The organism is Flavobacterium sp. UBA7663 (genome assembly GCF_002483315.1).
In the GTDB taxonomy this organism is placed as follows: Bacteria; Bacteroidota; Bacteroidia; order Flavobacteriales; family Flavobacteriaceae; genus Flavobacterium.
On sequence record NZ_DLHR01000006.1, the window covers coordinates 46308 to 59350 of the forward strand.

A 13043-nucleotide genomic window follows, 5' to 3' on the forward strand; every position below is an offset into this window, starting at 1 on the left:
CGAATCTGCGGTTTAATTTTACTACTCTTTTCTATACTTCTTCGTTTCCTCAAAAACGTGTTCTAAAATTTTAGCATCTTCTTCTGTGAATTCTACATGACGGCGACTCATTACAATTTTAGCGGTTTCGAAAGCTTTTTTAGTGATGTAAGTTGTAAATCCTGAAGCGCCACCCCATGAGAAACTTGGTACAAAATTTCTTGGAAATCCAGAACCAAAAATATTAGTAGAAACTCCAACAACTGTTCCAGTATTGAACATCGTGTTGATGCCACATTTACTGTGATCGCCCATCATTAATCCGCAGAATTGCAAACCTGTGCGTGCAAAACCTTCTGTTTCGTAACTCCACAAGCGTACTTCTTCGTAATTGTTTTTTAGATTGGAATTATTCGAATCGGCACCAATGTTACACCATTCACCTAAAACGGAATTTCCTAAAAACCCATCGTGTCCTTTATTAGAATAGCCAAATAAAACCGAATTATTCACTTCGCCACCAATGCGACAATGTGGTCCAACAGTTGTTGCTCCGTACACTTTTGTTGCTAATTTCACTTGCGCTTCTTCACATAATGCAAATGGTCCACGAATAACAGAACCTTCCATGATTTCTGCATTTTTTCCGATGTAAATTGGACCGGTTGAAGCGTTTAACGTTACAAATTCTAACTTTGCTCCTTCTTCAATGAAAATGTTTTCAGGTGCGATTACGTTCACGCTTTTTGGAATAGGTTGAGAAAATCTATCTTCAGTAAGTAATTCAAAATCTTCACGAATGGCAGCATCATTTTTAGCAAAAATATCCCAAGTGTTCTCAATTCTTAAAACGTCACCTTCGTATTCTATTAATTCATATTCATCAAAATCGATATCTTCTTGCGTATCATGCGTATGAAAAGCAATGATTTCTTCTCCAAAAAGAATCGCTTCTTTAGGATTCAAATTTTGAACCATATCAATTAAAATCGGATTGGGTAAAAACGAAGCATTAATCATAATGTTTTCTTCCATTTCCACCATTGGATATTTCTCCATTAAATATTCCTCGGTAAGCGTTGTGGTAGTATATCCTAAATATTTTTCCCACTTTTCACGAATCGTTAAAATCCCGATACGAATATCAGCAACTGGACGAGTAAAAGTAAAAGGAAGTAACGCATTGCGAACGGTTCCGTCAAAAAGTATATAGTTCATATTTTATTATTTTGTTGAGACAAGTCATTGACTTGTCTGTACGATAGTTCTAATTAAATTATAAAATCAAAAATACAATTTATTCCATAAAAAAAGCCTCACAAAATGTGAAGCTTTCTTATTATTTTGAAAAAGCGAAAAATTATTTAGCTTTTTTAGCGTATTTGCTGTTGAATTTATCGATACGACCTGCAGTATCAATAAGTTTAGATTTACCTGTGTAAAAAGGGTGAGACGTTCTAGAAATCTCCATTTTGAAAACTGGATACTCAACACCTTCGTGAGTAATAGTTTCTTTAGTTTCTACTGTAGATTTAGTGATAAAAACATCTTCATTTGACATGTCTTTAAATGCAACTAATCTGTAATTTTCTGGGTGAATACCTTTTTTCATTTTGTAAATCTTTTTATTAAGCGATTATAACTTGTTTCGCGGCTCTACATTAAAAGAGGTGTAAACATTTTATAACCTTTTGGTTTATAAACTTTTTATTTCAGAGTGCAAAATTACATTTATTTTTTAATCTAACAATCTTTATGTAACTTTTTTTTATTTTTTATCACTCATATAGAACGATTAGAATTCTTATATTTGTAAATTAATTAAACCAAAACAAACTATGAACGAAATTATTAAAAAGAACGGAATTAAATTTGGAGTAATCAGTGGATTATTTAGCATTTTTTATTTTATGGCTTTGTATATTGTTGATTACAAGCTTTTCATCAATATTTGGTTGGGCATTGCAGTTTTATTAGCTTTCCTTGTTATTGGAATTTTTCAGTTATCCGAATTAAGAAAAAATTTAGGTGGATTTATGACATTTAAAGAAGGATTTACTGGATATTTTATTTCGGCTTTAATTGGAATATTAATTTCTACTGCATTTTCAATACTTTTATTTAATTTTATTGACACAGAAACAAGGGATTTAATTCATGAAGAACTTATAACTTTTCAAGTTGAAAATCTTCAAAAATGGAATGTTCCAGCGGGAGAAATTAAAAAAGTTGTTGAAGGCATGAAAGAAACACCCCAATTTTCTATTACAGGTCTTCTATATGGTATATTAAAATCATTATTAGGTTCAATAGTTTTTGGATTAATTTTAGCCGCTATCTTTAAAAAAGACAAACCTGTATTCTAAATAAATGAATTTATCTATAGTTATCCCATTATTAAACGAACAAGAATCGTTACCCGAATTACACAATTGGATTGTGAAAGTGATGCAAACGCATAACTATTCCTACGAAATCCTATTTATTGATGATGGTAGTACTGACGCTTCTTGGAATGTTATTTCACAGCTTTCTCATGAAAATCCGAATGTAAAAGGAATCCGTTTTCTTAGAAATTACGGAAAATCGCAAGCATTACACGCTGGTTTTGCCAAAGCACAAGGTGATGTAGTTATTACCATGGATGCCGATTTACAGGATAGTCCAGATGAAATTCCAGAATTATTCCGTTTAATTACTGAAGATAATTATGATTTGATTTCAGGTTGGAAGAAAAAACGTTACGACTCAGTTGTGGCGAAAAACATTCCATCTAAATTATTCAATTGGGCAGCTAGAAAAACATCAGGGGTTCATTTGAATGATTTTAACTGTGGATTAAAAGCTTACAAAAATATTGTCATCAAAAACATAGAAGTTTCAGGTGAAATGCACCGTTATATTCCAGTTTTAGCAAAAAATGCTGGATTTGGAAAAATTGGTGAAAAAGTCGTAATTCATCAAGCCAGAAAATACGGAAGTTCAAAATTTGGAATGAGTCGTTTTATCAATGGATTTTTGGATTTGATTACGATTTGGTTTCTTTCTACTTTCGGAAAACGACCAATGCACCTTTTCGGATTATTAGGATCTATTATGTTTGTGATTGGATTTTTATTTGCTTTCTATTTAGGAATCGATAAATTATTCATCAACACTTCAGGAAGATTAATCACCGAAAGACCGCAATTTTATTTGTCGTTAACCGCAATGTTAATTGGAACACAATTATTCTTAGCTGGATTTCTAGGCGAAATTATCCTAAGAACCAAAAACAACGAAGAACGTTATAAGATTTCAGAAGTATTATAGTTTTAAACTACTATCACAATTTGTGATACCATAAAAACAAATTAAAAAATCATTTTTAGATTTTAAAAATATCAAGATTAAAAATGCATATCGAACAAAGTATTTTAAACAAAGTAAACGAGTGGTTAACACCAACATTTGACGAAGCAACTCGAAACGCTATCGAAGAAATGATGACTTCAGCTCCAAAAGAGCTAGAAGAAAGTTTCTATAAAAATTTAGAGTTTGGAACAGGCGGAATGCGTGGTGTTATGGGTGTTGGAACCAATCGTATCAACAAATATACATTAGGCAAAAACACGCAAGGTTTATCCGATTATTTACATAAATCGTTTCCAAATGAGCAATTAAAAGTAGCCATTGCTTACGATTGCCGTCATAACAGTGATACATTAGCTAAAGTAGTAGCTGATGTGTTTTCTGCAAACGGAATTAAAGTGTATTTGTTTTCCGATATGCGTCCAACTCCTGAATTATCATTTGCTGTTCGTTATTTGAATTGTCATGCAGGAATTGTATTAACTGCTTCTCACAATCCACCAGAATACAATGGTTACAAAGTATATTGGCAAGATGGCGGACAATTGGTTCCACCTCAAGATGCCGAAATTATTAAGGTAATCGAAGATTTAAAATACAGCGAAATTAAGTTCGAGGCCAACAACGATTTAATTGAATATATAGATACAGAAGTGGACGAAGCTTTTGCGAAATCAACGGTTGAAAATGCAAGTTTTAACACACCAACTGAAGCTAAAGCGAATTTAAAAATCGTTTATACTTCGTTGCACGGAACTTCGATAAAAGCGATTCCAAATGTGTTGGCAAAAGCAGGTTACACTGATGTAAATATCGTTCCAGAACAAGCGGAACCTAATGGTGATTTCCCAACCGTAGTTTCTCCAAATCCAGAAGAACCTGAAGCGTTGTCAATGGCAATTGCTTTAGCTGAGAAAATAGGTGCTGATATAGTTGTGGGAACTGATCCAGATTCTGACCGTTTAGGTGTTGCTGTTCGTGATTTAGATGGAAAAATCAAATTATTGAATGGAAACCAAACAATGGTTATCATGACCGCTTTCTTGTTAGAACAATGGAAACGCGCCGATAAATTCAAAGGAAATGAGTTCATTGGTTCAACTATTGTTTCTACTCCAATGATGTTGGAATTAGCAGCAGCTTATGATGTAGAATGTAAAGTTGGTCTAACAGGTTTCAAATGGATTGCAAAATTCATTAAAGATTTCCCAAATCAAAAATTTGTTGGTGGCGGTGAAGAAAGTTTTGGTTATATGGTGGGCGATGCAGTTCGTGATAAAGACGCAGTTGCTGCTATTTTATTAGTGAGTGAAATTGCTGCTCAAGCAAAAGCTTCTGGAAGTTCATTATATCAAGAATTATTGAATTTATATATTGATTTCGGATTTTACAAAGAATCTTTAATTTCGATTACCAAAAAAGGAATTGAAGGCGCAAACGAAATCAAACAAATGATGATTGATTTACGCGAAAATCCGCCAAAGGAAATCAACGGACAGCGTGTAATTTGCATCGAAGATTATCAAGCTTCTAAAGGAAAAGATTTTATGAATAACGAAGAATTTGAAATCCATATTCCAAAATCAAACGTATTAATTTACTATTTAGAAGACGGAAGTAAAATCTGCGCTAGACCAAGTGGAACAGAACCTAAAATTAAATTCTATTTCAGCGTAAATGGAGTTTTAGATAGCATTGAAAACGCTGAATCAGTAGAAAAAGAATTAGATAACAAAATTGCAGGAATTATTTCGGCAATGAAATTAAACTAAATGGACGAAAATTTAAAGAAAATAATTCCGTTTGCAAAAAAATTCAAAAGCCATATTTTTTGGAATGTGTTTTTTAATGTTTTATACGCCTTATTCAGCACACTTTCGTTTGTAGCGCTTTTTCCATTAATGGAAGTTTTGTTTAAAATGAATGAAGCTGTTACAGAATTACCCAAATATAATGGAATTTGGGAATTGGGTTCATACGGAAAACAATATCTACAATTTTACATTACAAAATTATCTGCAGAAAACGGACCACAATATGCACTATTACTTACAGTTGCATTAGTAATTTCAACCTTTCTATTCAAAAACATTTTTAACTATTTTGCATCGCAACATTTAACAAAAGTAAAAAACGGAGTACTTCGTGATTTACGTGAAAAAATGTATGACAAAATCATTTCTTTACCTATTTCTTATTATTCTGAAAAAAGAAAAGGTGATGTTATGGCAAGAATGTTAGGTGATGTTAATGAAGTCCAAAATTCGTTTTTTATGGTTTTAGAACTTATTGTAAAAGAACCATTAACTATTGTTTTTGCCATTATCGCAATGATGAGAATAAGTATCGAATTAACTCTGTTTGTATTCATTTTTATTCCTATTTCAGGATTTATAATTTCAAAAATTGGTAAAAGTTTAAAATCGAAATCACAAAATGCTCAAAAAGAAAATGGCTTTTTAATTTCGATTGTAGAAGAAAGTTTAGGTGGATTAAAAGTGGTGAAAAGTTATAATTCAGAAGGCTATTTCAAAACTATATTCAATGATTCAATTGATAGATTACTTCGTTTGAATAATAGCATCGGGAAGAAAAACAATTTAGCATCTCCAATGAGCGAATTCATGGGAATTGTAACAATTGCAGTACTTTTGTGGTATGGTGGAAACTTAGTTTTAATAGACAAAACATTAAATGGCGCTTTATTTATTGTTTATCTTGGATTAGCTTACAACATCTTAACTCCTGCAAAAGCAATCTCTAAAGCATCTTACGCAGTAAAAAATGGTTTAGCGGCTGCCGAACGCGTATTCGAAATTTTAGAAGTTGAAAATACAATTACCAACAAACCAAATGCAATTGTAAAAGAATCTTTCAACGAAAAAATCAGTATTGAAAACATCAATTTTAGATATGCTGATGAAAATGTGTTGAAAAACTTCTCTTTGGAAATTCCGAAAGGAAAAACGGTGGCATTGGTTGGGCAATCAGGTTCTGGAAAAAGTACGATTGCGAATTTATTGACTCGTTTTTACGACGTACAAGAAGGAACCGTAAATATTGATGGCGTCGATATCAAAGACATGACATTAGAATCGCTTCGTGATTTAATGGGATTAGTTACTCAGGATTCGATTTTATTTAATGATACTATTAAAAACAATATTCGTTTAGGAAAAGAAGACGCTACAGATGAAGAAATTATTGCAGCTTTAAAAATAGCTAATGCATACGAATTCGTAAAAGATTTACCTAACGGAATTGAAACCAATATTGGTGATGCTGGCGGAAAACTTTCTGGCGGACAAAAACAACGTTTATCAATTGCGAGAGCCGTTTTGAAAAATCCACCGATTATGATTTTAGATGAAGCAACTTCTGCTTTAGATACCGAAAGTGAAAAATTTGTTCAAGTGGCATTAGAAAATATGATGCAAAATAGAACTTCGATAGTGATTGCGCACCGTTTATCAACCATTCAAAAAGCAGATAAAATTGTGGTAATGCACAAAGGTGAAATCGTGGAACAAGGAACGCATGACGAATTATTAGCTTTAAACGGAACGTATTCGAAGTTAGTGATGATGCAGAGTTTCGAGTAAAAGTTAGAAGTTGGGAGATGGAAGTTAGGAGTTTAGAAATGTGAATAAAACTAATTGCAGCTTTAAACAGATTTTTAAATTTTAAACATATAAGTCACATAAGTTTTTGAAGTTGAGTATCTTTATGAATTAAGTTCATTTAAGTCTTACACAAACTTGTCATTCCGACAGGAATCTCTTTCATTATTGAATTTTGAACTTGAATTTTGAATTTTGAACTTGAATAATTATGTACATAAATAGTTCCAATATTACGTTACCCGATGACAATGACACCATTGTTTGGAAGTATTTGGACTTGTCTAAATTTTTAGACATGTTGTTGTCGCGTCAGTTATTTATGTCGCGTTCTGATAAGTTTGAAGATCAGTATGAAGGCACATTTTCGGAACCCACTTTTGAGGAAATCAAGAAAATTGCTGCTAATAATCCAAAGTTTTTAGACAATTATAAATCGCATCGTGAAAAAGTAGTGATTAGCAGCTGGCACATTAACGAATACGAATCGTTTGCCATGTGGCAGATTTTTACTCAAAATACGGAAGGTTTAGCTATTCAAACTACTATTGGCAGACTAAAAGAAGCCTTACTTACTGAGAAAAAAACGGAGCAATACATTGGAGCCGTAAATTATATCGATTACAAAAAAGAGTTCATTCCGTTTGATGATACGTTTTTCCCGTTCTTGTTTAAACGTAAAAGTTTTCAATACGAAAGAGAAATTCGCATTATTTCTGACGTTACAAACAGCGGAATGAAAATCGACAACGGATTAAAAGTAGATGTAAACCTAAACCAACTAATTGAAAAAATCTACATTCACCCAAAAAGTGAAAACTGGTATAAAAATTTGGTAATTGAATTGGTTTCTAAACTAGGATTTGATTTCGAAATTGAAAAGTCTGATTTAGAAAGTGACATTTTGATTTAGAGTTGGAACGCTGATGACACTGATGCTTTGCAACGCAGATTGAACCGGATTCTTTACTACTTAATGATGTCGTCTATACGGGACTTTTTCTCTCTCATCACTTATTGGTTACCAAAATATCGTTCCTACGGAACTTTATCTAAACTCAAACTAACTTTGGAATTTAAAAATGCTGTTAGGTATGAAATACTGGTAAAAAAAGATAATCAATTGTAACTAAAATCTCGTAGTGCTGACATATACTAATTTGGAGTATAAACTTCAACTTTCCATTCGTTATCCAAAAGATTTACATAGTGATAATGTACTTTATCATTTTTGTCAAATGCGCCATTTTTGTTGATGTCTTCGATACATCTAAAGTATAAACGATTTTGAGCTTCGATGATATTCCAATCGATTAATTCTTGAAATTCTTCTGAAAGTTTTGTGAAATTTTCGCCACTTGCCGTACTCAAATACAATGATTTAATGTCGTTTTGATTGATTTTTCCGTCTTTATTGGTATCAGCATCAACCAAAGTATATGCAATAATTTGCTTCTTGGTTTTTGAAGCAATTCCGTCTAAAAAAGTAGCAGTTTGAATTTGAATTTTTTTATCTGTTAAAGGTTTTACATTAGTAGAATCAATGTGTTGAAAATTCAAATTATCAAAATATCCAGTAATTTCAAATCGGTTATAATTTGAAATTGCATAACTTACTTGGTTCGTTTTACTACTTCCGTATGCTCTACTATCGGTATCATAAACACGAATATCACCCACTGGATGAATCAAATATTTCGTTCCTTCCATCAAAATAGGCAAATCGGCAACTTTAAAAGACGTAGTATCTCTTGCGGTATTTTCTACCTTAGATTTTCCATCTTCGTAAATTACTTTTGGTGTTTCCTTCTCTTGCTTGCAACTGATAAGTGCGGTTAGCAAAACTATTGATGTGATAATTCGTTTCATGGAAAAGTATTTATAGTCAAATATACTAAAAAACATTGATTACAGCCTTGCAACCAATTTAATATTAAAAACTCGAGTGGTCATATAATTTGGAATTCCGTATTGCGATTTCGTATACACATCGCGCACCCAAGTATTCGTAATTGCATTTTGATTGTTGAATAAATTGAAAATTTCTAATCCCAATGAAAATTCATTAAACGGTTTTAACCAAACTTTACTTGATTTGATTTTTTCATCTTTAAACACAAAAGAGAATCCAACATCAGCTCTGCGGTAATCGTTCAAACGCAATTGATAGGCGTATGGATCAGCATAAGCAGGTGAACCACCCGGCAATCCTGTATTATAAACTAAATTCAGATATAATCTCAAATTTGGAATATTTGGCATATAATCTTGAAACAAAACGCCAAATTTTAATCGTTGATCGGTTGGGCGAGCAATAAAACCTTTTCCATCTTGATTTTCTTCGGTTTTTAAATAACCAAAAGTAAACCATGATTCTGTTCCTGGCACAAATTCTCCGTTTAAACGAGCATCAAACCCATAAGCGTAAGCTTCGGCATCGTTGTTAGCTCTGTAACGAATACGAACGTTATCAATTGTATACGTATTTACATCGGTAATATTTTTATAATACGCTTCAGAAACCAATTTAAACGGTCGCTTCCACATTTTAAAACTATAATCATTGCTCAAAACTACATGAACCGATTGCTGTGCTTTTACATTAGTTTGCACTACACCATCATAATCTCGTAATTCTCTATAAAACGGCGGTTGATGATATAATCCTCCTGATAATCGGAACAACATATCTTTATCCCAATTGGGCTTAAATGCAAACTGAACTCTTGGAGAAAACGTAATTTGGCTATCGCCTTTTGGTCTTCCATCAGCATCAACTTGCCATTGATGTGCACGAACTCCAGCATTTACCCAATAGTCGTGTTCGCCTATATTTCCTCTGTAATTCCATTGCGCATAACCAGATAATCTATTGATTCTGGTGAAATTTGTAGCTCTTACATTTTGATAAGGTGCTAATGGTCCAACATACGGATTATAAGGTTGGTCGTTTTGATAATCTAAAAGTGGGTTAGGTAATGAAAACCCAGCCGAATCTACAACTTCCCATTCTACAATTCTATCGCGAATATCTTCAAGCGTGAATTTTGCACCCCATTCAAATTGTGATTTTTCATTTAATTCGTGAAAACCTTTTACTTCAGCATTTACGATTAAAGCGTCTAAATCGTTACGAGCGTGATTTAATTGCGAACCAATTCCACGCGTAAAAACAACATCTCCAAAGGTTTCTGAACCAATATTAGCATCTACTTCGCCTAAACGATATTGAGCCAAAATATCATAATATTCTTGTTCTTGTGTGTGATATCCTGAAAGGATAAACTTCAATTTATTTTTTTCGTTGTATTGATAAACTGCTTTCCCAGCACCAAAAAACGTTAGGTATTTATCTTTTTCTTGACCTTCATAAAAAACCAAAAGCGCAATTGGTTCATCGATAGTTCCAAAATTGGTTTGACGTGTTAAAGGTTCGTAATTGTATCTATTTTGCGAAATATTACCTAAAAAACTAAAATTCCATTTGGTTGAAGCATTGAAATTCAACAAAGTTTGCACATCAAAAAATGTGGGTCTAAAATTAGTTTCAGTTTCCTGACTGTTTACTAAAAGACTGTTATCTCTGTATCGAACACCGGTGATATTAGTCCATTTTTGATTTTTAGAAATCCCTTCAACTGTTAAACTTCCGCCTAACAAACTTGCTTCTAAACTTGCTGCAAATTGTTTTGGATTTCGATACGTGATATCTAAAACAGAAGACAATTTATCTCCGTATTTCGACTGAAATCCTCCTGCTGAGAAATCCACATTTTGAACCAGATCAGTATTCGTGAAACTCAAACCTTCTTGTTGACCTGAACGAATTAAAAACGGACGATAGACTTCGATTTCGTTGACATATACTAAGTTTTCATCGTAATTTCCTCCACGTACTGCATACGAAGTACTCAATTCGTTATTGGAATAAACACCTGGAAGTGTTTTGATAATATTTTCGATTCCGGCATTGGCACCAGGAATTTTTCTAATGACTACAGGATCAATTGTGGTGACACCTTCGATACGTTTTTTACTATTTCCTGTTACAAAAACTTCTCCAAACTCTTCTACTTTTGAATTCATAACTGGATTTAGCTCAAAATCTTCATTTGGCTTAAGATTTAATTCTAAAGTAATTTTTTTCAATGAAACGTGTGAAAAAGTTATGGTTACTTTTGTGTTGGCTTCTACTTCCAGAAGGTAAAAACCATTTTCGTTAGAAACAGTTCCCTTGTCACCTACTTTTACCGTTACATTTTCAACAGGATTATTAAACTCGTCTAAAATAACACCTTTAACTCTGGCTTTTTGAGCCGAAACAGTCAAAGAAAACAAACCAATAATGAATACTAAAATTATATTTTTCAAAAGAATGGATTTTAATTATCTAAAAAAGTAAGATTCAAAGGTAGTAGAATTTTGTAAATTATCGGTAACAACAATCTTTAAATCGTTTCTTCCTTCAACGTAAATTTTATCATCTAAATTGTGTACCAACTTTTTTGTTTTATAATCGTATTCTAACAAAATCCATTTTCCGTTCAAATAACCGTTATAAGTATTTATATCAGATTGTAAATCGGTAACCGAAACACTTATTGTTTTTTGTGTTGACAACGTTTTACCTTCTACAAAATTTACGTTGTAAATTCTTGGTGGCGTTACATCTTGAGCCAGTTTATATTTTCCTAATGTTTTGGTTTTTATAGAAAATGTATTCCCTTTTCGATATGTTTTATTGTAATCTAACTTATAACCATCTAATGTTGCGATATAGGTTTTTGCCAATTGTTCTTCCGATAACCCTTGTACATCATTAAAAGTAATTGTAATGTTTTTGTGAACCGGAACACTATCATCATGCAACGTTAGGATATCGTTACTAACATCAAAATTCAAATAGAAATTAGAATAAAATGCATTTTCTGGAATTTGAACTGAAACATTATTTTTCTCAAAAATAGCTTCATTTTTAGCTTTTACGAAGTAAGGTGTTTTTTGGAAAGTTTTTTCAATTTTAGCCTCTTGATAAGCAAACTCTATTGGAATTACTAATTCTACTTTATTACCATGAAAGTCGAACAACTCTACTCGATACGTATAATTTGTTCCAGGTTGCACTTTTATAATTCCATCTTTTTTATTTCCAGCTACGATAGAAAGTGGATAATCTGATATTTGAAATAATTTTTGAACGCGTTGTCCCATCAAATGAAAACGTTCGTAATCGATAAAATTATTAATGTATCTCGATTCATCAAACGCAAAACCATCAAAACCATATTGGTACTGCAAAACTCCGTTTAAATACGCTTTTACTTTGTACAATCCGTTTTTATTGTAAGCATTGGTACAAAAATCGTAGGCATTAATTCCAAAAGCCACTTTTCCATCGGCCTTTACTTTTACTCCTAAATAACTTCCATCGGCTTGTTTAGAAAATGAAATATTAATAGGTTTTTGAGAATTATTAACTGTTGTAGAATCTAAAGGATAAGCTACAAGTCCTTGAATAACAGGTTTTCTCTCATCTTTAATTATTTTTTTGAATCCAAAATGCATCGGATTTAAAATTTCTTCCGATTTGGTGTTTCTAAATTCAAAATGTAAATGAGGACCACCACTTCCACCAGAATTTCCTGTAAAAGCAATTACGTCTCCTTTTTTTACTGGTAATTCTGTTGGGTACAAATACATTTCAACTTCATAGGATTGTTCTTTGTACTGTCTTGCTTTAATAAAAGATTCGATAGCACCATTGGCTTTTTGCAAATGTCCGTAAACCGATGTGTAGCCATTTGGATGTGTAACATAAATCGCTTTTCCGTATCCGAAGGTTGAAATTTTTATTCTAGAAACGTAACCATCACCCGCGGCATAAACGGGTAAGCCTTCAACACCTTTGGTTTTAAAATCTAAACCGGAATGAAAATGATTACTTCGTAATTCTCCAAAAGAACCCGATACATCAAGTGGTACATCTAAAGGAGATTGGAAGTAATCTTGAGGATAATCCTGACTAAAAATAAAGAGTGGGGCGAATAAAATGGCTAATACTAATCTCATAGTGCTTGTGTTTAGTGCTAAAAT

Annotated in this window: 10 protein-coding genes; 5 read left to right on the top strand and 5 right to left on the bottom strand. The window is 32.5% G+C overall.

Annotated elements, in window-relative coordinates:
* Nucleotides 1–21: 21 nt before the first annotated feature.
* Together B2741_RS00870 and B2741_RS00875 are read right to left on the bottom strand one after the other, a co-directional pair.
* A complete protein-coding gene (locus B2741_RS00870; RefSeq protein WP_291134546.1) occupies nucleotides 22–1197 on the bottom strand; it encodes a GlmU family protein in 1176 nt (391 codons plus the stop codon).
* 142 nt (nucleotides 1198–1339) lie between these two features.
* Nucleotides 1340–1591, bottom strand: a complete 252-nt coding sequence (locus tag B2741_RS00875; RefSeq protein ID WP_026724762.1) for a type B 50S ribosomal protein L31 — start codon at nucleotides 1589–1591, stop codon at nucleotides 1340–1342.
* 226 nt (nucleotides 1592–1817) lie between these two features.
* On the opposite strand from B2741_RS00875, the gene B2741_RS00880 reads away from it, so the two are divergent.
* The 5 genes from B2741_RS00880 to B2741_RS00900 all read left to right on the top strand — a co-directional run bounded on the left by B2741_RS00880 (nucleotide 1818) and on the right by B2741_RS00900 (nucleotide 7863).
* Nucleotides 1818–2345 (top strand): DUF4199 domain-containing protein, encoded by a 528-nt coding sequence (locus B2741_RS00880; protein WP_291134548.1) that lies wholly within the window; start codon nucleotides 1818–1820, stop codon nucleotides 2343–2345.
* Between the two features lie 4 nt (nucleotides 2346–2349).
* Complete coding sequence (locus B2741_RS00885) at nucleotides 2350–3291, top strand: glycosyltransferase family 2 protein (protein WP_291134550.1); 942 nt, start codon at nucleotides 2350–2352, stop codon at nucleotides 3289–3291.
* An 83-nt stretch (nucleotides 3292–3374) separates the two neighbouring features.
* Nucleotides 3375–5102 carry a phospho-sugar mutase gene (locus B2741_RS00890; RefSeq protein ID WP_291134552.1) on the top strand — a complete coding sequence of 576 codons (1728 nt, stop codon included), beginning with the start codon at nucleotides 3375–3377 and terminating at the stop codon, nucleotides 5100–5102.
* Nucleotides 5103–6932 (top strand): ABC transporter ATP-binding protein, encoded by a 1830-nt coding sequence (locus B2741_RS00895; RefSeq protein WP_291134554.1) that lies wholly within the window; start codon nucleotides 5103–5105, stop codon nucleotides 6930–6932.
* Between the two features lie 229 nt (nucleotides 6933–7161).
* Entirely contained in the window at nucleotides 7162–7863 is a 702-nt protein-coding gene (locus B2741_RS00900; RefSeq protein WP_291134557.1) for a hypothetical protein, read from the top strand.
* A gap of 242 nt (nucleotides 7864–8105) precedes the next feature.
* Here the strand turns inward: B2741_RS00900 and B2741_RS00905 are convergent, their stop codons facing one another.
* The 3 genes from B2741_RS00905 to B2741_RS00915 are packed head-to-tail and all read right to left on the bottom strand — an operon-like array spanning nucleotide 8106 to nucleotide 13019.
* Entirely contained in the window at nucleotides 8106–8819 is a 714-nt protein-coding gene (locus B2741_RS00905; protein WP_291134559.1) for a hypothetical protein, read from the bottom strand.
* A 39-nt stretch (nucleotides 8820–8858) separates the two neighbouring features.
* The gene (locus tag B2741_RS00910) at nucleotides 8859–11327 is read right to left on the bottom strand and encodes a carboxypeptidase-like regulatory domain-containing protein (RefSeq protein ID WP_414655294.1); all 2469 of its coding nucleotides are present in this window, start codon (nucleotides 11325–11327) and stop codon (nucleotides 8859–8861) included.
* Between the two features lie 9 nt (nucleotides 11328–11336).
* Complete coding sequence (locus B2741_RS00915; RefSeq protein WP_291134563.1) at nucleotides 11337–13019, bottom strand: M23 family metallopeptidase; 1683 nt, start codon at nucleotides 13017–13019, stop codon at nucleotides 11337–11339.
* Nucleotides 13020–13043 lie beyond the last annotated feature (24 nt).